At 29.1% G+C, this 25414-nt stretch carries 27 protein-coding genes; 22 read left to right on the top strand and 5 right to left on the bottom strand.

Annotated elements, in window-relative coordinates; translation table 11 throughout:
* Positions 1–38 precede the first annotated feature (38 nt).
* From Q0684_RS04050 to Q0684_RS04150, 21 genes are all read left to right on the top strand, one after another.
* A complete protein-coding gene (locus Q0684_RS04050) occupies positions 39–2225 on the top strand; it encodes a TonB-dependent receptor (protein ID WP_299012762.1) in 2187 nt (728 codons plus the stop codon).
* Positions 2226–2227: 2 nt separating this feature from the next.
* Positions 2228–2641: a transcriptional repressor gene (locus tag Q0684_RS04055; RefSeq protein ID WP_299012763.1), complete on the top strand. Its 414-nt coding sequence runs from the start codon at positions 2228–2230 to the stop codon at positions 2639–2641.
* 61 nt (positions 2642–2702) lie between these two features.
* Positions 2703–3059 (top strand): STAS/SEC14 domain-containing protein, encoded by a 357-nt coding sequence (locus tag Q0684_RS04060; RefSeq protein WP_299012764.1) that lies wholly within the window; start codon positions 2703–2705, stop codon positions 3057–3059.
* Between the two features lie 16 nt (positions 3060–3075).
* Positions 3076–3453 carry a DUF3703 domain-containing protein gene (locus Q0684_RS04065; protein ID WP_299012765.1) on the top strand — a complete coding sequence of 126 codons (378 nt, stop codon included), beginning with the start codon at positions 3076–3078 and terminating at the stop codon, positions 3451–3453.
* The gene (locus Q0684_RS04070; RefSeq protein ID WP_299012766.1) at positions 3434–5380 is read left to right on the top strand and encodes a heavy metal translocating P-type ATPase; all 1947 of its coding nucleotides are present in this window, start codon (positions 3434–3436) and stop codon (positions 5378–5380) included. Before Q0684_RS04065 ends, Q0684_RS04070 begins: the two co-directional genes overlap by 20 nt.
* 63 nt (positions 5381–5443) lie before the next feature.
* On the top strand, positions 5444–5866 hold the full coding sequence (locus tag Q0684_RS04075; protein ID WP_299012767.1) for a hypothetical protein: 423 nt from the start codon (positions 5444–5446) through the stop codon (positions 5864–5866).
* 110 nt (positions 5867–5976) lie between these two features.
* Positions 5977–9705: an efflux RND transporter permease subunit gene (locus Q0684_RS04080; RefSeq protein ID WP_299012768.1), complete on the top strand. Its 3729-nt coding sequence runs from the start codon at positions 5977–5979 to the stop codon at positions 9703–9705.
* A complete protein-coding gene (locus Q0684_RS04085) occupies positions 9702–10919 on the top strand; it encodes a TolC family protein (protein WP_299012769.1) in 1218 nt (405 codons plus the stop codon). The genes Q0684_RS04080 and Q0684_RS04085 overlap by 4 nt, the downstream gene beginning before the upstream one ends.
* A 2-nt stretch (positions 10920–10921) precedes the next feature.
* Complete coding sequence (locus Q0684_RS04090; RefSeq protein ID WP_299012770.1) at positions 10922–11644, top strand: acetolactate decarboxylase; 723 nt, start codon at positions 10922–10924, stop codon at positions 11642–11644.
* Positions 11641–12174, top strand: coding sequence for a helix-turn-helix domain-containing protein (locus Q0684_RS04095; protein WP_299012771.1), 534 nt, complete (start codon positions 11641–11643; stop codon positions 12172–12174). Before Q0684_RS04090 ends, Q0684_RS04095 begins: the two co-directional genes overlap by 4 nt.
* A gap of 99 nt (positions 12175–12273) precedes the next feature.
* Positions 12274–12999, top strand: coding sequence for a heavy-metal-associated domain-containing protein (locus Q0684_RS04100; RefSeq protein ID WP_299012772.1), 726 nt, complete (start codon positions 12274–12276; stop codon positions 12997–12999).
* A 12-nt stretch (positions 13000–13011) separates the two neighbouring features.
* On the top strand, positions 13012–13503 hold the full coding sequence (locus Q0684_RS04105; RefSeq protein WP_149025838.1) for a DUF305 domain-containing protein: 492 nt from the start codon (positions 13012–13014) through the stop codon (positions 13501–13503).
* Positions 13493–15259 (top strand): efflux RND transporter periplasmic adaptor subunit, encoded by a 1767-nt coding sequence (locus Q0684_RS04110; protein WP_299012773.1) that lies wholly within the window; start codon positions 13493–13495, stop codon positions 15257–15259. The genes Q0684_RS04105 and Q0684_RS04110 overlap by 11 nt, the downstream gene beginning before the upstream one ends.
* Positions 15260–15290: 31 nt before the next feature.
* Positions 15291–15689, top strand: a complete 399-nt coding sequence (locus Q0684_RS04115; RefSeq protein WP_299012774.1) for a heavy-metal-associated domain-containing protein — start codon at positions 15291–15293, stop codon at positions 15687–15689.
* A 58-nt stretch (positions 15690–15747) separates the two neighbouring features.
* Positions 15748–16593: an RteC domain-containing protein gene (locus tag Q0684_RS04120; RefSeq protein WP_299012775.1), complete on the top strand. Its 846-nt coding sequence runs from the start codon at positions 15748–15750 to the stop codon at positions 16591–16593.
* A gap of 314 nt (positions 16594–16907) precedes the next feature.
* On the top strand, positions 16908–17186 hold the full coding sequence (locus tag Q0684_RS04125) for a helix-turn-helix domain-containing protein (protein ID WP_299012776.1): 279 nt from the start codon (positions 16908–16910) through the stop codon (positions 17184–17186).
* A gap of 92 nt (positions 17187–17278) precedes the next feature.
* Positions 17279–17947, top strand: coding sequence for a hypothetical protein (locus tag Q0684_RS04130; RefSeq protein WP_299012777.1), 669 nt, complete (start codon positions 17279–17281; stop codon positions 17945–17947).
* A gap of 36 nt (positions 17948–17983) precedes the next feature.
* Positions 17984–18646, top strand: a complete 663-nt coding sequence (locus tag Q0684_RS04135; protein ID WP_299012778.1) for an ATPase — start codon at positions 17984–17986, stop codon at positions 18644–18646.
* A 51-nt stretch (positions 18647–18697) separates the two neighbouring features.
* Positions 18698–19600: a sce7726 family protein gene (locus tag Q0684_RS04140; RefSeq protein ID WP_299012779.1), complete on the top strand. Its 903-nt coding sequence runs from the start codon at positions 18698–18700 to the stop codon at positions 19598–19600.
* A complete protein-coding gene (locus tag Q0684_RS04145; protein WP_299012780.1) occupies positions 19561–20499 on the top strand; it encodes a sce7725 family protein in 939 nt (312 codons plus the stop codon). The genes Q0684_RS04140 and Q0684_RS04145 overlap by 40 nt, the downstream gene beginning before the upstream one ends.
* Before the next feature lie 2 nt (positions 20500–20501).
* A complete protein-coding gene (locus tag Q0684_RS04150; RefSeq protein WP_299012781.1) occupies positions 20502–21548 on the top strand; it encodes an RES family NAD+ phosphorylase in 1047 nt (348 codons plus the stop codon).
* Between the two features lie 91 nt (positions 21549–21639).
* Here the strand turns inward: Q0684_RS04150 and Q0684_RS04155 are convergent, their stop codons facing one another.
* The 5 genes from Q0684_RS04155 to Q0684_RS04175 form a co-directional block, all read right to left on the bottom strand.
* Positions 21640–21804 carry a hypothetical protein gene (locus Q0684_RS04155; protein ID WP_299012782.1) on the bottom strand — a complete coding sequence of 55 codons (165 nt, stop codon included), beginning with the start codon at positions 21802–21804 and terminating at the stop codon, positions 21640–21642.
* 694 nt (positions 21805–22498) lie between these two features.
* Positions 22499–22714, bottom strand: a complete 216-nt coding sequence (locus Q0684_RS04160) for a hypothetical protein (RefSeq protein WP_299012783.1) — start codon at positions 22712–22714, stop codon at positions 22499–22501.
* Positions 22698–22943 (bottom strand): hypothetical protein, encoded by a 246-nt coding sequence (locus Q0684_RS04165; protein WP_299012784.1) that lies wholly within the window; start codon positions 22941–22943, stop codon positions 22698–22700. Before Q0684_RS04165 ends, Q0684_RS04160 begins: the two co-directional genes overlap by 17 nt.
* A complete protein-coding gene (locus Q0684_RS04170) occupies positions 22921–23343 on the bottom strand; it encodes a DUF5675 family protein (protein WP_299012785.1) in 423 nt (140 codons plus the stop codon). Before Q0684_RS04170 ends, Q0684_RS04165 begins: the two co-directional genes overlap by 23 nt.
* Before the next feature lie 2 nt (positions 23344–23345).
* On the bottom strand, positions 23346–24101 hold the full coding sequence (locus Q0684_RS04175) for a hypothetical protein (RefSeq protein WP_299012786.1): 756 nt from the start codon (positions 24099–24101) through the stop codon (positions 23346–23348).
* Between the two features lie 582 nt (positions 24102–24683).
* Here Q0684_RS04175 and Q0684_RS04185 point away from each other — a divergent pair.
* A complete protein-coding gene (locus Q0684_RS04185) occupies positions 24684–25406 on the top strand; it encodes a methyltransferase (RefSeq protein WP_299012789.1) in 723 nt (240 codons plus the stop codon).
* The last annotated feature ends 8 nt before the right edge of the window (positions 25407–25414 follow it).

Below are 25414 nucleotides of genomic sequence, written 5' to 3' on the forward strand. Positions count from 1 at the left end.
TTTTAAATCAATTTTTTAGTTAATTATAATTTACTTCAATGAATAAATATATAATGAGTATAATGCTCATATTATTACTTTGCTTTTCATTAAAAGCACAAACATCAGATATACAAATAAAAGTCTTTACAGTAGATAAAAACGAACCTTTAATGGGTGCAACTGTCTATTTTAAAACATTAGAAAAAGGAGCAGTTACTAATTTTGATGGTATTGCCGAATTTTCAAATATTCCAAATGGTCCTCATCAAATAATTATTTCTTTTTTAGGTTTTGAGAGTTTAGAAACCACAATAAAAATACCTAATAAAAAAGAATTGTTGTTTAAATTGAAAGAAACTGGAGGTGACCTTGACGAAATTGTAATACAGTCCAGTAGAAGCACAAGAACTGTAAGAAAAATACCTACAAGAATAGAATTTATTGGTATTGAAGAATTAGGCGAAAAAGCTGTAATGAATCCAACTAACATTTCTATGGTATTGCGTGAAAGTACTGGAATACAGATGCAGCAAACATCTTTAAGTAGTGGTAGCACTAATATTCGAATACAAGGTTTAGATGGCAGATATACCCAGCTATTAAGGGATGGTTTTCCATTATATGGTGGTTTTTCAAGTGGTTTAAGTATTCTACAAATTCCACCTTTAGATCTAAAACAATTTGAGATTATTAAAGGAAGCTCCTCTACACTTTATGGTGGTGGTGCAATCGCAGGTTTGGTAAATATGGTTTCAAAAACACCAGGTGAAAAACCTGTTTTAGATTTAATGTTCACACAAACCCAAGCTTTAGGTAGTACAGCTAATATTTTTTATAGTAAAAGAAATAAAAAATTTGGTGTATCTCTTTATGGCTCTGGTCACTTCCAAAAAATATATGATCCAGAAAATGATGGTTTTAGTAATTTACCAGAAACAAAATCTATCTCATTCAATCCAAAATTATTTTATTACCCATCAGAAAACACAACACTTTGGTTTGGTTTAAATGGAACTTATGATGATAGAATTGGTGGTGATGTTAATAAAATTGAAAATGGTGAAAATGGTATTCATCAATATACAGAGGAAAATATTTCCAAACGCTTAAGTAGTCAGTTTGTATACAAAACACAATTTGAAGACTTTAGTTCTTTAGAGTTTAAAAATAGCATTGCTTTTTTTGATAGAGATTTAACTATTCCTAATTTTAATTTTGATGGTAAGCAATTAAATACATTTACTGAAATTACCTATAACAAAGCATTAACTAAAACAGATTGGATATTTGGAGGAAATCTTTACACTTCAAATTTTGATGAGAATGACAATGCATCATTACAGAGAGATCAAAAAGATATAACATTTGGTACGTTTGTAAATAATATTTTTGATATTTCAGAAAATTGGATATTAGAAACAGGTTTAAGAGCAGATTACAATACCGACTTTGGTTTTTTTCCACTTCCAAGAATATCATTGTTGTATAAAAATAATTCTGGATTATCAAGCAGAATAGGTGGTGGTTTAGGTTATAAAATCCCAGATGTTTTTACAGAAGAAGCAGAGTATATTAATTTTCAGAATGTACTTGCAATTGATAAATCTGTAATGAAAGCTGAACGTTCTTATGGTATGAATTTAGATTTTAATTACCAAGGTTACTTATCTGATGAAATAGGTTTTTCTATTAATCAATTATTCTACTTAACAGCAATTAAAGATGCTCTATTGTTAAACTCAACTAATAATAACTTTTTTAAATTTGAAAATGCGACAGATAATATTATAAGTAGAGGTGCAGAAACCAATATAAAATTCACTTATAAAGATTTTAGATGGTTCTTAAATTATGCACTAATAAACACTACATTAAATTATTTACCTGGTAACCCACAAAAACCGTTAACAGCAAAACATAATGCAGGTAGTATTTTAATGTATGAATCTGATAAGTGGAGAATTGGTTATGAAACCTATTACACTGGTAAACAAAATTTATCTGATGGTACAGAAACAACTGATTTTATAACAATGGGCTTATTGGCAATGCGTAATTTTAAATTTGGGACTGTATTTGTCAATTTTGAGAATTTTACAGATAGAAGACAAAGCAGATTTTCGCCCTTGGTTTTACCACCTCATCAAAATCCAGTATTTCCAGAAATTTATGCACCTACAGATGGATTTATATTTAGTGTAGGTATATTAATAAAACCTTTTGATAATAAAGAAAACGAATAATAATGAATAAAATAGAAAATATATTAGAATCAAAAAATATTAGAGTTACAGCAATGAGATTATTAATTTATAAATTTCTTGCACAAAAAGAGATAGCTGTTACTTTAAGTGATATTGAAAACGCTTTTGAGAAAGCAGATAGAACAACTTTATATAGAACTATCAAAACTTTTGAAGAGAATGATATTGTTCACCAAATAGATGATGGCACTGGTATTACAAAATACGCACTATGTGAGAAAGACTGCAATTGCGAAATTGAAACCGATTTGCATTTACATTTTCATTGTAATAATTGTAATGAAACAGTTTGTTTAACAGATCATAAAATACCTCAAATTAAAGTTCCAGATGGCTATATTTCGGAAAATGTAAACTTGGTAGTAAAAGGTATTTGTGATAAATGTAGTGGGTAAAATGCACTTCCATTGCAAGGTGTTAATCAATATTTTTGATAAATTTTAAAAATTACTTACAATGATAAAGTTTATAGATTTAGATAAAGAAAATTTAATTTCTGCAATTATAAGTGACAAGGTTACAAAAGAAGATGTGAATAAAGTTCATAAGCTAATTCATAAAATTATTAATGATGGTAACCAAGTAGATTTTTATTTTGAAATGAAAGATTTTACAGGTTATACTTTTAAAGGTTTTATAGAAGATTTAAAAGTAGATAAATCTCATAGTTCAGATTATGGTAAAATGGCTTTTGTTGGCGAAAATAAGTTACAGGAATTGGTCACTAAAATAACCGATTTTTTTATGAAATCAGAAGTAAAGTATTTTAATACTCAAGAGAAAGAAAAAGCCAAAGTATGGATTAAATTATAACGTAAACTCTAAAATTATGCACTTTAATACTAAAATACCTGTACTCCTTAAACAAGCGTATAAAGAAGAATTAAAACAATACAACCATTATTTAGAGAATGGGCAGTATAGTAATGCTTGGCATCATTTAGAACGCAGTCACATTGTAGGACAATCTTATCCTTTAGAACATACCTATTCACATTGGTTAATGCTAAAATTTGGTTTCAGACAAAAAGACACAAAAGAGATTTTGGGTCAAATTATAAGACTGCTTGTTGGTGGTTGGAAATCATTTATAAATCACGTTCCTCTTGGTAATACAGGAGGAGCAAATGTACCACCATTAAAGAGAATGCCAATTCCAAATGATATTAAAGAAATATTTAAAATAAATGAAAAAAAAGAAAATTAGTTTAAGAGATATTAAAACAAATTCTGAAAAAGAACACAGTCACGCTGATGGTCACAATCATAGTGGTCAATCTAATAATTATAAAGCTTATGTACCAGCAATTATAAGTTTTATAATGCTAATTATTGGTATTGCATTAGATTATTTTGATGTTGAATTTTTTAAAGATTGGATTCGTATTGTTTGGTATGGTGTTGCTTATATTCCAGTTGGTTTTCCTGTAGTAAAAGAAGGTTGGAAAAGTATTACAAGAGGTGATGTTTTTACAGAGTTTTTTCTAATGTCTATAGCAACCATAGGTGCATTTATTATTGGAGAATATCCTGAAGGAGTTGCAGTAATGTTATTTTATGCAGTTGGAGAATTGTTTCAAAGTGCAGCAGTTAATAGAGCAAAAAGTAATATTAAAGCGCTACTTGATGTTCGTCCAAACGAAGCTTTAGTATATCGAAATAATGATTATAAATCGGTAAATCCTGAAACTGTAGAAATTGGAGAAAAAGTAAAAGTTCGTGTTGGTGAGAAAATTCCTTTAGATGGTATTTTATTATCCGAAAAAGGTTCTTTTAATACTGCTGCATTAACTGGTGAAAGCAAACCTGATACGATTACAAAAGGAGAAAAAGTGTTTGCAGGTAGCATTAATATGGATGGTGTTATTGAAATTGAAACTACTAAAGAATTTAAGGACAGTTCTATTGCCAGAATTCTGGATATGGTTCAAAATGCAACAACTCGTAAGTCTAAAACCGAATTGTTTATTAGAAAATTTGCGAGAGTATATACACCAATTGTTGTGTTTTTAGCAATAGCTGTTACATTTCTACCTTATTTTTTTGTAGATGATTATGTGTTTAGAGATTGGCTATATCGTGCATTAATATTTTTAGTAATATCCTGTCCTTGTGCTTTGGTAATTTCTATTCCTTTAGGATATTTTGGTGGTTTAGGTGCAGCTTCAAAAAATGGTATTTTATTTAAAGGTGCTTCTTTTTTAGACGCAATGACCAAGATTAATATTTTGGTAATGGATAAAACTGGAACCGTAACAAAAGGAGTTTTTAAAATTAAAGATATTAAAGCCATTAAATGGGAGGAAAAGGAATTTATGAAATACTTAATGGCTATGGAGGAACAATCTACACATCCTATAGCAAAAGCTATTTTAGAGTATAAAGCAGATGGTAAAGATTTTGAAGCTTCACAAGTATCCGAAATTGCAGGTAAAGGATTAAAAGGGAACGTAAATGACAAACCTGTTTTAGTTGGTAATAAAGCCTTAATGAAGGCAAATAATATCGAAGTTTCCAAAGAAATTGACACTATTGTAGAATCCATAGTTTTAGTGGCTATTGATAACGCTTTTGCAGGCTATGTTGTTATTGCAGATGAATTAAAAGAGGATGCAAAAGAAACAATTACGGCGTTACACAAAGTAGGTATTAAAAAAATAATGATGCTTTCTGGAGATAAAGATTCTATTACCCAAAAAGTAGCATTAGAATTAAATATTGAAGAAGCCAAAGGCGGTTTATTACCCGAAGATAAATTAAATGAAGTAGAAAAGTTAAAACAAAATTCAGAAAATAAGATTGCTTTTATTGGTGATGGAATTAATGATGCACCTGTTTTAGCAGCAAGTGATGTTGGTATTGCAATGGGAGGTTTAGGTAGTGATGTTGCCATTGAAACAGCAGATGTAATTATTCAGACAGATCAACCTTCAAAAGTGGTAAAAGCGATTCAAATTGGTCGTTCTACAAGAAAAATTGTATGGCAAAATATCGGATTAGCATTTGGCGTAAAAGTGATTGTCCTAATTTTAGGAGCAGGTGGTTTAGCTACAATGTGGGAAGCAGTTTTCGCAGATGTTGGTGTTGCTTTGTTAGCAATATTGAATGCTGTAAGATTACAGAGAATTTATTAAAACAATATTTTTCAACATTAATTTTAATCTTTTTTGTCACTATTTCGTACCTTTGTTTTTAGAATGTCAAAGTTATCACATAAAATATTAGCTGTTTTAATGTCGTTTGTAGTCTTATTTTCTACAACTTCATTTGCTATCACAAAACATTTTTGTGGTGATACTCTTGTAGATACTGCAATTTTTTCTGAAGCTTCAACTTGTGGGATGGAAAGTCAAAAAGATACTTCTGCAACTATTTTTGGTTGTTCAATCATAAAAAAAGATTGTTGCAAAGATGAACAAGTATTAATTGATGGTCAAGACGAAGTACAATTGCAGGTTGATAAAATATCTTTTAACCAAGAATTATTTATTGCTTCGTTTATCTACACATACATTAATCTTTTTGAAAATTTAGAGAATAATGTATCTTCGTTCGAAGAATACGAACCACCACTCGTCATAAAAGAAATCTTCAAGATTGACGAGACTTATTTAATTTGATTTTTAAACAATAGACTATAATATCCTATAGCTGCAATGTTATAAGGATAATTTGTTGTATTCGATGTTTTTCTAACATCTATGTCTAATTGTTTAATAATCAAAATATAATGCTAAATAAAAGCATCAAATTCTTAATAGAAAATAAACTTGTAGCAGTTTTACTACTCTTATTATTTGTAGGTTGGGGTACCGTAAACGCTCCTTTTAATTGGGATATTCCATTTTTACCAAGCAATCCTGTTGCAGTTGATGCTATTCCAGATATTGGCGAAAATCAGCAAATAGTATTCACAAAGTGGGATGGTCGTTCACCTCAAGATATTGAAGATCAAATTACATATCCATTAACAACTTCGTTATTAGGTATTCCAGGAGTTAAAACAATTAGAAGTTCTTCTATGTTTGGTTTTTCCAGTATCTACATTATTTTCGAAGAGGATATCGAGTTTTATTGGAGCAGAAGTAGAATTTTAGAAAAACTAAATTCATTACCTAACAATTTATTACCAGAAGGTGTAAATCCTGCTTTAGGTCCAGATGCCACAGGTTTAGGACAAATATTTTGGTACACTTTAGAAGGTCGTGATGAAAAAGGAAACGTTACTGGTGGTTGGGATTTACAAGAATTGCGAAGTATTCAAGATTACTACGTAAAATACGGATTGTCGTCTGCAAGTGGCGTTTCTGAAGTTGCTTCAATTGGTGGTTATGTTCAAGAATATCAAGTGGACGTGAATCCAGAATTAATGCGTCAATACAATATTGGTTTAAATCAAGTTGTAAAAGCCGTTAAAAGTAGCAATCAAGATATTGGAGCACAAACTTTAGAAATCAATCAAGCTGAATATTTAGTTCGTGGTTTGGGGTATATTAAATCTATTGAAGATATTGAAAACGCAGTAGTTACATCCGAAGATTTTACAGCAATCAAAATAAAAGATATTGGTAAAGTTTCTTTAGGTCCTGCAACAAGAAGAGGTTTGTTAGATAAAGAAGGTGCAGAAGTTGTTGGAGGTGTTGTAGTTGCAAGATATGGAGCAAATCCTATGGAAGTAATTACGAATGTAAAAGCTCAAATTGAAGAATTAAAAGGAGGTTTACCAACAAAAGTTTTAGCTGATGGTAGAACATCACAAGTAACTATTGTTCCTTTTTACGATAGAACAGAATTAATTGAAGAAACTTTAGACACACTAAATGAAGCGTTAACATTAGAAATTTTGATTACCATTTTGGTAATTATTGTAATGGTTTTCAATCTTCGAGCTTCTATTTTAATATCTGGTTTATTACCTGTTGCAGTTTTAATGGTTTTTGTAACGATGAAACTATTTAATGTGGATGCAAATATTGTAGCACTTTCAGGTATTGCAATTGCGATAGGAACTATGGTTGATGTTGGTGTAATTCTCGCCGAAAATATGATTCGTCATTTAGATGATAAAAAGTTACAAACTCGTGAAGATGGAACAAAATATACTACAGACGTAGTAATTTATAATGCAACTGCAGAAGTTTCTGGCGCTATTTTAACAGCAGTTTTAACAACAATTATAAGTTTTGTACCTGTTTTTACAATGATTGGTGCAGAAGGTAAATTGTTTAGACCTTTGGCGTTTACAAAAACAATGGCACTATCAGCTTCTTTGGTTATTGCTTTATTTTTAATTCCACCTTTTGCAGCTTATCTATTCAGAAAAACAACACTAAAAAAATCTTTTAATCATATTATAAATATTGCTTTAATAGTTGCTGGTATTGTAATTACAATTAGTGGTTATTGGTTAGGTGTAATTCTAATTGCTTTTGGAGTTAATGGTTTATTGGTTATTACAGGAAAACTAAACAAGAAAAATAACAACCTTATAAATATCATTATTTCTTGTACAGCCATTATATTCTTACTCGCAGAATATTGGCGTCCATTAGGTTTTAATAGAAGTATCTTAATCAACCTGCTTTTTGTAGCCATTATTTGCTTTGGTATTTTAGGTATATTTTCAGTTTTTAGAAAATATTATGGTCAAATTTTAAAATGGGCCTTGGCTAATAAAGTTTTGTTTTTAATAATTCCTGCAACTGTTCTTATTTTTGGAGGTTGGATTTTAAACAACACAGGTAAAGAATTTATGCCTTCTTTAAATGAAGGTTCATTTTTATTAATGCCAACTTCGTTGCCACATTCTGGTGTAGCAGAAAATAAACGTGTTTTACAACAATTGGATATGGCAGTAGCAACCATTCCAGAAATTGAAACTGTGGTTGGTAAAGCCGGTAGAACAGAATCTGCTTTAGATCCTGCACCTTTATCAATGTATGAAAATATGATTCAGTATAAAACTGAATATATGAGAAATTCAGAGGGAAAAAGACAACGTTATAAAGTAAATGAAGATGGTGATTTTGAATTGAAAAATGGTGGTTTTGTAACAAATCCGAATAATTCTAAAAATGTCACCTTGAGCCAAGTCGAAAGGTCTCAACTAATCGAAGATGAAGATGGTGTATACTACAGAAATTGGCGACCAGAAATTAGTTCTCCAGATGATATTTGGAATGAAATTGTAAAAGTCACCAAATTACCAGGCGTTACTTCAGCTCCAAAATTACAACCCATAGAAACAAGACTGGTAATGCTACAAACTGGTATGCGTGCACCAATGGGAATAAAAGTAAAAGGACAAGATTTAAAACAAATTGAAGCTTTTGGTTTGCAATTAGAAAGTTTTTTAAAACAAGCAGAAGGTGTTAAAGTTGAAGCTGTTTTTGCAGATAGAATTGTAGGGAAACCATACTTACTGATTGATATTAATAGAGAAAAAATAGCACGTTATGGTATTTCTATTGAAGACGTTCAGAATGTTTTAAAAGTTGCAGTTGGTGGTATGCAATTAACTCAAACTGTTGAAGGAAGAGAACGTTATGGAATTCGAGTTCGTTATCCAAGAGAATTGCGTAACAATCCTGTATCTATAAAAGACATTTATATTCCTGTTGAAAAAGGGAATTCTGTTCCTTTAAGTGAGTTAGCAACGATTAGATATGAGCAAGGTCCACAAGTTATAAAAAGTGAAGATACTTTTTTAATTGGTTATGTACTGTTTGATAAATTAGATGGTTTTGCAGAGGTTGATGTAGTAGAAAATGCCCAAGAATTGTTTCAACAAAAAATAGATTCTGGTGAATTAACGGTTCCAAAAGGCATCAGTTATAAATTTACTGGAACTTATGAAAACCAATTACGTGCAGAAAAAACACTGTCTGTTATAGTTCCATTAGCATTAGCAATTATTTTCTTGATTTTATATTTCCAGTTTAAATCGGTTGCTACATCATTTATGGTTTTTACAGCAATAACCATTGCTTTTGCAGGTGGTTTTATTATGATTTGGTTATATGGGCAAGATTGGTTTTTCAATTTTAGCTTTTTTGGTGAAAATATGCGAGACTTATTTAATATGAAAACCATCAATTTAAGTGTAGCAGTTTGGGTTGGTTTTATTGCATTGTTTGGTATTGCTACAGATGATGGTGTAGTTATGGCAACCTATTTAACACAAACTTTTAAACGTGAAAAACCTGCAGATAAAAAGAGCATACGAGCTTCAGCTTTGGAAGCTGCAGAAAAAAGAATTCGTCCTTGTTTAATGACTACTGTTACAACAATTTTAGCATTATTACCAGTTTTAACCTCTACAGGAAAAGGAAGCGATATTATGATTCCAATGGCGATTCCAATTTTTGGAGGAATGGTCATAGATATCACATCTTATTTTCTTTTACCTGTTTTATATAGTTGGAGAGAAGAATTCAAATTAAAAAAAGCAAACAAATGAAAAATTTAATTTTTACACTAATAAGTTTTTTAGCTTTTGGTTTTTCAAATGCACAAGAATTAAATGTACTTATTGAGCAAGCTTTAAAAAATAACCCAGCAATTCAAAAATTTGAATTGCAATATAATATTGCTTCAGAAAAAATTAATGAAGTAAATACATTACCAAATACAGAATTTGGTGTTGGGTATTTTGTAAGTGAACCAGAAACCAGAACTGGAGCACAACGATTTAGAATTTCTGTAAAACAAATGTTGCCTTGGTTTGGTACAATTACTTCCAGAGAAAGCTATGTTTCTTCTTTGGCAAAGGTTAAATATGAAGATATTGTTATTGCCAAACGAAAACTAATTACTTCAGTTTCTCAATCCTATTATAATTTGTATGCAAATAAAGCAAAGCAAAATGTTTTAAAAGAAAATATAAAACTGCTTGAAACTTATGAAACATTAGCATTAACATCCGTTGAAGTTAATAAGGCATCTATGGTAGATGTATTGCGTTTGCAAATGCGCCAAAATGAAATGGAGCAATTATTGGCAATTTTAAATCAACAGTATTTAGCTGAACAAACTACCTTCAATAAGTTATTGAATCGAGATAAATCGATTTTTATAAATGTTGTGGGTAATTTGAATTTTCCTGCAGAAAATTTTGATACCAAAACTAATAATTTATCAGTTCATCCAGAATTATTAAAGTACGATAGATTGTATCAATCTATAGAAAAATCAGAATTATTAAATCAGAAAGAAAGCGCTCCAATGATTGGTTTTGGTTTAGATTATATAAATGTTACAGAACGTCCAAATATTAGTTTTAGTGATAATGGTAAAGATATTTTGATGCCAATGGTATCTCTTTCTATTCCTATTTTTAATAATAGTTATAAATCAAAAACCAAACAAAACAGCTTACAACAAGAAGAAGTTTTAGCACAGAAGCAAGAACGAAAAAATAAATTAGAAACGTTTTTAGATAAAGCAAAAAACGAACGCATTTCTGCAAGAATTAGTTATAAAACACAAACTAAAAATCTGAAACAAGCTAAAAATGCAGAAGAAATTCTAATTAAAAACTACGAAACTGGTACTATAGATTTTAATGATGTTTTAGATATTCAAGAGTTACAATTGAAGTTTAAAATGAATCAAATTGAATCTATAAAATCTTACTTCGTACAAACCACAATTATTAATTATCTAACCAATTAAAAATGAAAAAATCGATAGTTATAATAGCATCACTAATCATAATATTGTTTATCAATTCCTGCCAATTGAAAGATAAAAAAAACATTAAAGTAAAAGTAAAATATTCAGGTGCTTTAAAAACAATAATGTCAGGGGATATTCAATCAGTAATTAGTTTGGATAGTCTAAATAAAAAGAATTTATATGCACTTGGTGCTGTAGAAAATTTAAAAGGAGAAATTCAAATATTTGATAGTCAACCAAGCAATAGTTATGTTATTAACGATAATTTACAAATTAACGACAGTTACAATATTAAAGCATCACTATTAGTATATGCAGTAGTTGAAGACTGGAACACTTTTAAAATTGAAAATATTAAAACCAAAACAGATTTAGAAGATCGGATATTCTCAATAGCAAAAAGTAACGGAATAGATGTAGAAAACCCTTTTCCATTTTTATTAGAAGGTAGCATTGCATCTATAGACTGGCACGTTATAAACTGGAAGGATAATGATAAAATACATACTCATAAAAAGCATAAAGAGTCTGGTTTAAAAGGAAATTCAGAAAATAAAGAGGTTCAAATTATTGGGTTTTACTCCACAAAACATAAAGCAGTTTTTACACATCATACTACTAATATATATCTTCATTTTAAAACAAAAGACAATACAGTCGCTGGCCATATTGATGATTTATTATTTGATAACGAAATAACTTTAAAACTATTTAGAAAATGAGTGAAATAGTATTAATAAAAAATATGGTTTGTGGTAGATGTAAAACGACAGTTTTAAAACTGTTTAATGATGCAAACATAGAAATTGAATCTGTTGAACTCGGAAAAGTAGTTGTAAAAGACCATCAAAATATAAACTATAGTAGTCTTGAAGATTCTTTGATTGAAAAGGGTTTTGAGCTAATGAAAGATTCTTCTGATATTCTAATTGAAAAAATTAAAGTTAGTATGATTAAACGTGTAACACAAAATAACACGCTCAACATTCTTTCAGAAGTAACAAAAGAATTAGGTAAAAATTATGCTACGATAAGTAAAGTTTTTAGTAGGTCTGAAGGAATTACGCTTGAAAAATATTTAATCAATTTGAAAATTGAAAAAGTAAAAGAACACATCCAACTAAATGACTTAAACTTTACAGAAATAGCGTACAGTTTAAACTATAATAATAGCAGTCATTTAGCAAAACAATTTAAAAATAATACGGGTATTACAATGACAGCTTATAAAAAAATCAGAGATATGGGATAGAAAGTCTTTAGACAAAATTGTATAAATATGAAGCATAATTAGAAAAGTAAATTAGAAAAGCTCAATGTAATTTTACAGATTAATTTAAAATATTTAATAATGAAACACACGTATAATATTACAGGAATGACTTGTGGTGGTTGTAAAGCTTCCGTAGAAAAATATTTAGGAGATATAAATAATGTTACCAATGTTTCTGTAAATCTCGAAAAAGGAGTAGCAGAAGTTACAATGGAAAAACATATAGAAACCAAAGTTTTAAAAGATGCTTTGCCAGAAAAATATACACTTTCAGAAAAAAAAGAAGAAAAGAAAGAAATACCAGCAGTAGATTTTGGTGAAGAATTTGAAAAATCAAAATTCGAGCAATTAAAACCATTATTTCTAATCATCTTTTATATTACAACTGCAGGTATTTTATTGAACTACAAAAACTGGAATTGGAGTAGTTTTATGCTCGATTTTATGGGTTTATTCTACATTGTATTTAGCTTTTTTAAAATGTTAGATTTAAAAGGATTTCCAGATTCATTTAGAATGTATGATCCTTTGGCAAAAAGAGTTCCTATTTATGCTAAAATTTATCCCTTTATAGAAACTGCATTAGGTCTAATGTTTTTAATGCGTTTTGAAATAACTATAGCCCTAATAATTACACTGGTTATTTTAGGTGTTACTACAATTGGAGTTACAAAAACACTTTTAGACAAAAAAGCAATTAGATGCGCTTGTCTTGGTACTGCTTTAAAGTTACCAATGACAGAAGCTACTTTTATAGAAAACGCAATTATGATTATAATGGCAATATTAATGTTAACAATTTAAAATAGAAAAATTATGAATTCAAATGAACACAAAAACAATAATAAAAGTATGAGTAATTACACCAAATTCTTTTTAATGTTAGGTTTATCTTTTATAGCGATGTACATAACTATGTATTTAAATACCTATGAATTTGACCACGTATATTTTAGTCTAACACGCTTTTATATGGTTTGTTTAGGTACTTCTACAATGGCAGTAATTATGTGGTTTTTTATGAGAAATATGTATGAGAATAAGAAAAAAAACATTGCAATTCTTATTGGAAGTTTTGTTCTTTTTGCAGGTTCATTAGGTTTGGTTCGTGAACAAAAATCTACAGTTGGCGACGTTCTTTGGATGAAAGCAATGATTCCACATCATTCAATTGCAATCCTTACAAGTGGAAGAGCTGATATTAAAGACCCAGAAGTTAAAAAATTGGCAGAAGATATTATTAAAGCGCAGAAAAGAGAAATTGAAGAAATGAAAGCGATGATAAAACGTTTAGAAAATGAAAAATAAAAATATAGCAATCTATTTGGGAATACTTGCTTTCGGTTTGTTGTTGGGCTATTTTTTCTTCGGAAATTCTTCTGATAAGACAACTCACAATCACAATGAAGTTTCTACAAAAAGTCAAATGTGGACGTGTTCTATGCATCCGCAAATTATGAAATCAGAATCTGGTGATTGCCCAATTTGTGGAATGGATTTAATTCCTGCAGAAAATAATTCAGATGGTTTAATGGCAAACCAATTTAAACTGACAGAAAATGCAATGGCTTTAGCAAACATTCAAACGTCTATTGTTGGTAATGATAAAGTAGAAAATAATGGAATTCTATTATCAGGAAAAATTGTAGAAAATGAAGAAGAAAATGCTATACAAGTAAGTTATTTCTCTGGTAGAATAGAACGTTTAAACATCAATTCTACAGGTGTAAAGGTTAATAAAGGGCAACTATTAGCAACTATTTATTCACCAGAATTATTTGCTGCACAACAAGAATTAATTACAGCTTCATCTTTAAAAGAAACACAACCAGCATTATACAAAGCTGTTCGTAACAAATTGAAATTATGGAAACTTTCAGAAACTCAAATTAATCAAATTGAGTCATCAGGTAAAGTAAAAGAAAACTTTCCTGTGTATGCAACTGTTTCTGGTACAGTTTTAGAAAAATTAGTAGCAGAAGGAGCGTCTGTAAAACAAGGGCAACCATTATTTAAAATAGCAAACTTTAACACTCTTTGGGCAAATTTTGATGTGTATGAAAATCAGATTGGTTTGTTTAAAAAAGGTCAAGAAATTTCTATAACAACAAATACTAATAAAGTAATTAATGCAAAAGTAGATTTTATAGATCCTGTTTTAGATACAAAAACAAGAACTGTAAAATTAAGAGTTGTACTTAATAATAGAAACAACCTATTAAAACCAGGAATGTTTGTTGAAGGAAAAATTAAAGGAATAAATTCAAATGAAGGAGCAATTATTTCTATTCCAGCATCAGCAGTTTTATGGACAGGAAAACGCTCTGTTGTTTATGTAAAAACGAATGAGAATGCTCCTGTTTTTGAAATGCGCGAAATTACATTAGGCAATAGAATTGGCGATAACTACGAAGTTTTAAAAGGTTTAAAAAATGAAGATGAAATAGTAACTAATGGAACTTTTACGGTTGATGCAGCAGCTCAATTACAAGGTAAAAAATCTATGATGAATAAAAAAGGTGGTGAAGTAATGACAGGTCACGAAAATCATCTTGGTAAGGAAAAGAATACTTCATCAATAACAAACAACTTCAATAAAAACGAGAGAGTAGAAGTATCAGAGGATTTTCAAAATCAATTAAAAACAGTTTTTAATGAGTATATAAAATTAAAAGATGCTCTGGTTAAAGTAAAAACTAATAAATCAATTTCAGCTTCAAAAAAGCTATTAGAAAACATATCTAAAGTAGATATGAAACTACTAAAAGATAACGAAACTCATACAAATTGGATGTCTTTAGTAAAAGAGATAAAAATTTCTACAACATCAATTTCTACAACATCAAATATTGAAGAACAAAGAAGTCATTTTAAAAATTTGTCTTTAAACTTAATAAAAGCAATTCAAATATTCGGAATCAACAGAAAAGTGTTTGTAGAATTCTGTCCTATGGCAAATAGTAACAAGGGTGCTTATTGGTTAAGTAAAGAAGAAAAAGTAATAAATCCTTATTATGGTGATAAAATGTTAACCTGTGGAGAATTAAAACAAGTAATACAATAATAAAACAAATTAATAATTAAATTTTAAACAAATGAAAAAAGTAATTTTAAGTGCAGTAATTATTACAGCAACAGTATTTACAAGCTGTAAAAAAGAAGGTAAAAAAGAAACAAACACCAACAAAACTGAAGTTTCTAAAGAAGTGGCAACAACAGAAATTTCTTTTGGTGTAAGAGGAAACTGTGGTATGTGTAAAAGTACAATTGAAAAAGCAGCAAACAATGTTGATGGTGTTGCAACTGCAACTTGGGATGTTGATAAAAAGAAAATTGCTGTTTCTTTTGATGAAAGTAAAACTAATGAAATGGCTATTCATAAAGCAATTGCAGCTTCTGGTTATGATACAGAAAAAGCGATAGGAGATATAGATGCTTATGACAATTTACCTGGTTGTTGTAAATATGACCATACTATGGAAATGAACCAATAAATAGAATAGTAACAAAAATCATTTTTGTTATAAGATGATTTCCTCCAGATTATGAAAATTGAAAAAGATTGAAAAAATTATTAAAGAGTTAGATCACAATTTAGAATTTTTAGAAAAAGAAATTGAAGGTGCAATTGAAAGAGCAGAAGAAGGTATAAGAATTACGAAACGAGTTTTAGGTCAAATAAAAAATTTGTTTCTTAAAATCAGAACGATGTCTAAAAGTGAAGAAATTCATTTTTTTAAAAATTCTAAACCTTATGTTTTTAGCAAATTAATTTATTATGTAAAATTATTTAATATAGAAAGTAAAAGACCACGAAGTAGTAATAAATCACAAATTAAATACTTCAATAATCATATTGATAAACTGCAAAATTATTTTAATGATAATTTAGAGTTTTATCATTATTTTAGAAGAGGTGCTAAATTTCTCGATGAAGAATATTTTATGAGAGGTAAAGTAGATTTAAGATTATTTCCAGATTCACTTTCTTTTTTTACTGATGATACGTTTTCAACAAGTCACGATTCTTCTGTTGCAACAATACTTGCTTATGATATGTTAATCATCTATTTAAAAATAGAAATAGATAAACTTGAAAATTATAGTACAATGGAAACAAATTATGGAGCCTTTAAGAAACAATCAAAATTATTCTGGACTGGTAACAAAACAGATCTAATAGAATTGATTTATGCACTACATAGTTCAGGAGCAATTAATAGTGGTACAGCAGATATCAAAGAATTGGCATCGGTTTGTGAGCAGATGTTTAATATTGAATTAGGCGATTATTACAGAACCTTTTTAGAAATAAAATCAAGAAAAATAAATCAGACAAAATTTATTGATAAAATAAGAGATTCACTGCTCAAAAAGATGATTGAGTCAGACGAATAATTACCCAACTTGGGTGTTTTAAAGTGCAAATTATTTTCATATAATTTGCACTTTTTTGTGGTATTGATTTAAGTATTAAAAAATCAAATAAAAACAATCTAATACATTAAAAATGAGTGCGTAAAAATACCCAAGTTGGGTGTAACTTGTGTGTATTCTTCAATAATTCACTTCATATTTGTAAAACGAAAGTCAAATCGTAACAAAAAGGGCTGCCCAAAATGTTAGGGATATTTGGGCAGTTTCTTTTTATAATCTGATTGTCAATTCGTAATATTAGAAAAGAAAAAGTATTAATTTTTAAAAAAAAAGCTATGCCAACCTCAATCATCACAACAGACGATTTAAGAGAATTCAAGGAAGAATTATTAGAAGACATCAAAGCTATGATTAATCATCAATCTGGTTTTGCGCCTAAAAAATGGCTCAAGTCTCCAGAAGTTAGAGATTTACTAAGTATCTCTCCAGGAACGTTACAAAATTTAAGAATTAACGGCACGTTACCTTACACAAAAGTTGGTGGTGTTATTTACTACGATTACGAAGAAATTACCAAAGTGTTAGAAGAAAACCGTGTTCATAATAAGTTCTAAATTTTTAATAATGCTGTCACTTCGAGTGATTTTAGTATCAAGTTGAACTTTAGTGAAATTTGATGCTAAAATTGTATCGAGAAGTCTATACTATGCAAAACGTAAACTACATCAAACACCTAAAAGGTGTATTTATACAATTCTCAAAAGACAATCGTTTAAATCCAACACATATAAGTTTATATATAGCATTATTTCAAATTTGGAATAGTAATCGATTTTTAGAAGAATTCTATATCAATCGAGAAGAAGTAATGCGTTTTTCTAAAATAGGATCTAAATCAACTTATCATAAATGTATTAAAGAATTAAGTCACTGGAAATACATCGTTTATTTTCCTTCACACAATCCTTACAAAGGCAGTAAGATTAAGATGTTCAAATTTGAGACAAGTAATGAACAAGCACTGGTATCTATTAATAAACATATACAAACTAGTAAAAACAATAAAAACACTAGTAAACTTGACCAGCCAAAAAATGAGAAAGAAGTAATTCATTTTTTTGAAAAGGAAAACTGGCCAATAATTGAGGCTCAAAAATTTTATAACCATTACCAAGGAATTGGTTGGAAAGTTGGGGGTAAAACAAAAATTGTCAATTGGCAAGCAACAGCAAAAAATTGGATGATAAAAGCGGAAGAAATTATGTCGTCTCGAGCGCAGTCGAGAGAAAAAAACAAAGAAACACAAAACTCAATTAGCCAGAATATGGACAACTTAAAGACAAGTAAAAACAAAAATTACAATGAACCTTTATAAATGTCACCTTGAGCGCAGTCGAAAGGTCTATGAACCATGAATAATTTACAACCTCACATAATCCAAGAAGGAAGCGTTCAATACCAATTAGGTGCACAAAGCGGAAATCAAATAATATACGATTTCCCAAAAATGCTAATCTATTTAGAAGCAAAGGGTAAATTAATGTTTGGTAAAAACTTCAAAATATATATGGAGGACGAAGCAACTTTATACAAACTATGTATTTATTTTATTCGTGATTTTAAAACCTGCAGAAAATTAAATATAGATCCGAACAAAGGTATTTTATTATCAGGTCCAGTAGGTTGTGGTAAAACCAGTTTAATGAAATTATTGCCATTTATTGTTCCACATCATAATCAACATAAATTAATTCCTGCAAGAAATATCACGTTTAGTTTTAATAAAAGTGGTTTTAAAATTGTAGAAGATTATGGTAATAATGGTTTTTATTGTTTTGACGATTTAGGTGTAGAAACAACAGGAAGACATTTTGGAAAAGATTGCAATGTAATGGGAGAAATATTACTATCACGTTACGATTTATTTCTAAAGCGAAAGATTAGAACACACGCAACCACAAATTTAAATGCACAAGAAATAGAAAGTAGATATGGTATTCGTGTACGCTCCAGAATGAGAGAGTTATTTAATTTAATTGCTTTTGATAAAGAAAGTATTGATAAGCGAAAATAGTTTCTAAAATCAGTTAATTTAATTTCTGTAAATTGTTAACTTTGTAAAATAATGGAAGTAGCTAAAAATATAGAAAGTTTAAGGAATTTAGCACAAATTCTATCTCCTGCTAATTTTAAAAAAATAGTAAAGGAGAGGAATTATTTTGATACATTCTATCGCATTAGTAAGCATACTAAAATATCTGACACTACCACTAATTTTGAAGTCATTAATAACATTTACAAATCACTTTTAGGTACTTATAAAAATGAATATGTCTATAAAAATATACTTTTAAATCAAAAACTTCTTAAAAAATATAGCTTAAAAAAATCAATTGCATTATCAGAATTTAAAATTGGTAATTCAATAGCTGACTTTGTAATTCTAAATGGTGAAGCTCGTGTTTATGAAATAAAAACAGAATTAGACGGTTTAGATAAATTAGATAAACAGTTAGCAGATTATAGAAAATTTGCAAATAAAATCTATGTTGTTTCAAATTCTAAACACATACCAAATCTTTTAGTTAAATTTCATAATACAGATATTGGCTTAATAGAGTTAACAAAAAGGAACGCATTAAAAACTATTAAAAAAGCAGGTCAAAATTTCTTATTTTCTCACGAAACACTATTCAAAAGTTTACGAAAAGATGAATATACTAATTTGTTGAAAAAATATTTTGGAAAAGTTCCTAATGTTCCTAACACGCTAATTTTCAGAGAATGTTTTAAACTTTCAAAAAAAATAGATATTTTAGAGTTTCAAAAATTAGTTATTAAAGAATTAAAATTTAGAAATATTTCTAATCCAGAATTATTTAATGAAGATTTAGTACCAGATTCATTAAAACACATCTGTTACACTTTAAATTTTTCAAATGAAGAATTTATTGAATTAGAAGATTTTCTATATAAAAAAAGTAAGCTATGTATTTCCCATATGTCAGAGGTAAACAATTTGAATTAATCGCGTTAAGAGAATTATGTGGTTTGCTTTCAAGTTTTTCTGCTAAAATTTCACCTGTAATTGAACCAATTAAAGGTTCTTCTACTTTAAAATCTGCTTTAAAGACTTTAGCATCTAAAAATGTAAATTTTAGTATTATTATTAATCCTAAAGTGGGTGGTTTAGTTGGTGAGGGTAATAAAATTATAGATCTCCTAAAAGAGGTACTGCAACACTATAATAATTATCAAATTGCAATAATCATCGATACAAAAATTGAAGAGCAAATTCCAGCTTTAATTGAAGGTATAAATAATTTAGAGTTAGATTATAAAGGCATTACTTTAATTCATAATTCTGAAATATCAGAAGGTAGTATCGATGAAATTAAAAATAACATAAATGTTATTTACAACATAATTTACTTTAGCAATACAAGCAGACGTTATTATAGATTGTTTTCTGAAGAAAGTAGAATTTCTTTAGATGATTACTTTAGAGATATGCCAAGAAATGCAGATTATCTTGAAGTAGGCGAAAGTCCTTTTTCTGAAGAATATAGTTTTTATAAAGATGAAGGCTTTTTTGGTTTTTCTGACTTTTTAACGGTTGGCGATAATTATTCAGATTCAGGTTTTTTACCAAGAGCTGTAGCAATGCATTTATCATATATTAATGCATCAGGCAAAATAATGGTAAAACATTTTGTTTCTGACTCAAATGGTGATGTATCTGATATAGGTGGTAAATTCGCAGAAGCACTTGAAAAACTTGTAAATTGGTGTGTTAACAACAATATAAATACCCAAGCTGTAGAAGTATATAAAGACCTTCGTAATCGTGGTCATTTCCCTGGTTTAGGTACCTTAAAAAAATTGTCAATAATGAATCATATCGAATTAATTGTAGATAAGATTTAATTATGAATTGTTGTGTAAATTGTTTCAATAGCGAATACTTAATAAGTATTATTAATGCTGATGATAGAAATGGTAATTGTGATTTTTGTGAATCAATAAACGTTTCTATTTATGCAGCAAGAGAGTTAGCTCCTTTTTTTCGTAATATAATTTCTTTGTATCAAGTAGATATTAATTCAGTATTTGATTTAGCACAATCCTTAAAAAAGGATTTTAATCTCACCAGTAATTTAGTTGCTAATAATAGATTGTTATTTGAATCTATTTTTGTGGATGAAGAAGAAATTCTAAATGAATTATTTAATGTTAATGTATCGTCAGAAATAAAGATTGAATTAATTTCTGAAACCAATCAAATTCATAGTATTTGGAAAGAATTTAAAGACGAAATAAAATCTATAAATCGCTACCACATTAAAAATACTATTGATTTAAATAAATTAGCTAATTTTTTTAATCACGAAAGTTTCTACAAAACGATAAAAAAAGGTCGCATTTTTTATAGATGTCGCATATCAAATAAAACAGGCTTTACTACAAATCAAATGGGTAATCCACCTAACGAACTTGCTACTGGTGGTAGAGCAAATCCTAAAGGAATATCTTATTTATATGTAGCTGATAAGTTAGAAACATCATTGTATGAAACCAGAGCATCTATATTTGATTATGTTACAGTTGGCGAATTTCGTTTGAATGAAGATTTAAAAATTCTTAATTTAAGAAATCCTAAAGATGATCCAATTCCTTGGTCAGAAAACGAAGCAATAGAAGACTTTTTAACCTATGTTCCATTTATTCAAACTTTACAAAAAGAAATCTCATTACCAATAAGAAAAAGAGATAAACAATTAGATTATATTCCTACTCAATACATTTCAGAATATATTAAATCATTAGGTTTTGATGGTGAAGAATACCAAAGTTCATTGTTTGCTGAAGGATATAATTTAGCAATTTTCAATCCTGATAAATTAGAATGTATTACTACAAAAGTTTATGAAATTGAAAATATAGAACTACATCATAAATTACTTCCTAACAATTAAATTCCCCACAAACCAAAACCCAATTTATTGCAAAAAAGCAAAAAATCTTTGTCTTTCGGTTTGTTCCGCGCGCCAACGCAAGTTTAGCGTTTTAATATTCTATAGGTTGTTGCATTTTAGAGCTTGCTCCATTCGCATACTCATTGCACAACTCTAAAAACCAACACATTTCTATTTTTTCATAAAACACAAAACTTCCCAAAGCTAAGTTACATAACGGGTAGTTATACTGCTCTGCCGTAAAAACTCCAGGCACTATAACTCCATTATTTAAAATAGCCGCTCACCCAACGCGCACATCCGTTGTTAATAATGAAATTTAGATATTTAAACGAAATTTCTTCTTTGTTGCATTGTTTTTATAAGTGCTTGCGGTAATAGTAAACTACAAATAAGTACTACATAAACAAATACATAAATTAAAGGCAATTTATAAAGCACCTATAAAATCAAAAAAAGCCAATAAGAGTAAAACTTTTTATTTGTGTAGGAAATTAATCAGTACCGTTTTCACTAAAAGTAAATGCAATTAGAAAAAATGAAACAATTAATTAATAGGAAAAATACCCACTTAAAATTAAATTTTGTGAGCATTCACTTTTAATAAAACCTAATAAAATACGTTAGCAAAAATAAAAAGTCTTTACACTTATTCTCGCTTCTGCCAGCGCACTACGTACTTCGTCTTTAATTATTTAATTCAATCGCCATTGGGCTAACATTTTTAAAGATTGATAAACTCCACGCTCAAACCAGCCTCTGTTTTTCAATCTTTAAAAACGATAATATCAATTAATTTTTTTCCTTATCTCATTCATCTGCACAAAAATTCTGCTAAATTCATTTAGTTTCTTTATCAAAATTCTTTGTTTGCCTCATTTCGTTAAGTAAAAAACAAAAAAAAGGACATTTAAAATATAAACATCCTTTTCTCTAACTAAATTTTGATATTACTTTTTGCGCTTTTTTTTGATCGTTTTTACCAATATTTTCATCATAAAAGATGCAATAAAACTGACGATTGCCCCCAAAATAGCCAAAACAATAGTAGTAATAATATCTTCTGAACCAATATGAGTTATTGCAGATAAAAATATACCACCTAAAACACCAGCACTCAAATTTTGATGAGGTAATTGGAAATTCATATCAATTACTTTTTTCATTTGTATCTACTACTGATTTTTCTTTTTTATCAGAAACTACAGCTTGACTTACTGCAGTTGCAACAGTTCCTGCAACTGTCATATAAGTAGCAATTGTAATAATGGTTGCAGGAATACTAATTGGAGCAGCAATAATTGCTCCACCTGCGGTAGCCAGTGCAATTCCAATGTTTCTTAAAATTCTGAAGAATTTCGGAGTAGGTTTTTTATAACGTTCTATAATTTTCATAATTCTGTGATTTAATGGTTAATGTTATTTTTTCTTTTCGATCTCTAGCTTGATATACTAATGATAGTAATTTTTGCATTGCCTCTCTTGAATAAACACCTCTACCAATTCCATTCAAGTAAGTTACAGGAGCAATACAACCCTCTAGATCTCTTTTTGCATCATTAGCAGGATGAAATAAAATAAAACTTCTACTTTTTACATTTTTTAATATTAGATGATGTTTAAAACGTTTTGAAAAACGAGGAGTAACTTCATATTGTCCTTCCAGAATACAAGAAATGTTTCGTTTGTTATTTCTCCAAGGTAATTCAATCGTATGGCAAAGAAACTTGTCAGAATTAAAGAGAGTACCATTGGTACCCTCTTTAAAATAGTTTCTATGAAGAATTAACTCCATGATTAAGGTTTATCTATAATGGTAACTGATAATGCATTATAAGTACCATTTTTTAAAGAATACATTTGCCCATTTACCTCTTGATAAAACTCTACACCTAAAACTTGAATAACTGGTAAAGTTGAATTTGCAGTGATAGTCGCAGATAATGCAATTGCAGCTGTGTTAGCAGCTGTATAAGGTAAAATTGCAGTTTCATCATTTTCAAAAGTTGATGTTTCATTTACAAAATCCAACTCAGATGCACCCATTACAATTTTAAAATGAGTTGTTCCTGCAGGTGCTGCAATTCTAACAGTTGGAGAAAATGCTGCCATATCTAAAGCAGCTTCTCCAGAAACTCTATCAAATTCTTTTGCAAATGCGGCAAATAAAGTAGCACCTAATTTTCCATTCAAGTTAAATTCAAATGCTTCTAACAGGTTTAAATTTCCATCTTGTAAAGTTCTTAACCCTCTTTCATTTACAACATCAGTTTTGGTAATTGCAACCATTGCTTTTGTTAAACGAGAGACAACTCTTCTATCTTTTGCATTTTGCAAGAGCACACGAATGGCATTTCGTAATACTTTGCCTCCTTTACCTGCTCTTCCAAATTCAGAGCCATTTTCTCGCGTTCTTTGAAACGCAGGATCATTTTGGATTCTACTTTTATCTACTCCACCTTTTTCACGAGCTAGATGACCATCAGCAGTTTTGTAGAAAGAAATACCTCCAATCGTTCCTTTTAGTTTAATAATTCCAGTTTGTTTTGCCATAATTTTTACTTTTTTTATGATTAATAATTCAAATCACGTAACTTTATAGCAGTCAGTAAAAAAACAAATTCCGTTTTTGGCCATTCATTCCGAAACAACCAAAAACGTCATTAAAATATTGACAACTCTTCGAGTTTTCAACATTTTAACGACGCATAATTTTCATCATTATAAATTACTTTCAAGTAATCTATAACCATAGATAAAGCACGGATAAAGTATTATGAATCAAAAGAGAGCTTGTATATATCCCAAAGACATTCAGCGTATCACAGGGCGAAGTGAACGCTATGGGCGCAAGTTGTTGAATGACATCAAAGACTTTTTAGATAAAGAACCTCACCAATTTGTAACTATCAATGAGTTTTCTGAATATTCTGGAATTCAGGTAGAAATAGTAAATGAGTATATTAAAGATTAAATTTTAAGGGACTAATTAGGTGTCAGTATAAAATTATATATTTGCAAACACAGATAAATAAAGAGGTTTTTAATTTTTAGTTAGTTCCTTCCTCTCTGCAAAGAAAAAAGTTTAAAAGTTCTGTGTTTTTCACAGAACTTTTTGGTTAAAAAAATATTACAATGTCTACAGTTTTTAAATTTAAAGAGGTTACAATTCATCAAGATAAAACAGCTATGAAAGTAGGTACAGATGGTGTTTTGCTAGGTGCTTGGTGTACTGTTGATAATTATACTGATACAATTTTAGATATTGGTTCTGGAACGGGAGTCATTGCTTTAATGTTGGCACAACGTTGTGATGCCATGACTATTGATGCTGTAGAAATCGATGAGAATGCTTACGAACAAACTGTAGAAAATTTTGAACAATCAGATTGGGGAGATCGTTTGTATTGCTATCATACAAGTTTTACTGAATTCGCAGATGAAATTGCCGAAGAAGAAGAAACCTATGATGTAATTGTTTCAAATCCGCCATTTTATACTGATGATTTTGAATCTGAAAATGAAGGCAGAAACAAAGCACGTTTTACTTCCGCTTTATCTTTTGAAGCATTGTTGAGTGGAGTTGCAAAAATTTTAGCTAAAAAGGGAGTTTTCTCTGTAATTATTCCTTTTAAAGAGGAAGAAAGTTTTATCAATCTAGCAAAAGCACAAAATTTGTTTTTAAACAGAGTTTGTCATGTTCAAGGAAATGAAACTTCAGCAATTAAAAGAAGTTTGTTAGCTTTTTCTTTTGAGAAGAAAGATGTTGAAAAGAACACTTTAATTATAGAAATAGAGCGACATAAATATACCCAAGATTATATAGATTTAACAAAAGATTTTTATTTGAAAATGTAGTTTTGTGT

Origin of the sequence: uncultured Polaribacter sp., from assembly GCF_947503875.1 — a bacterium.
Taxonomy (GTDB): Bacteria; Bacteroidota; Bacteroidia; order Flavobacteriales; family Flavobacteriaceae; genus Polaribacter.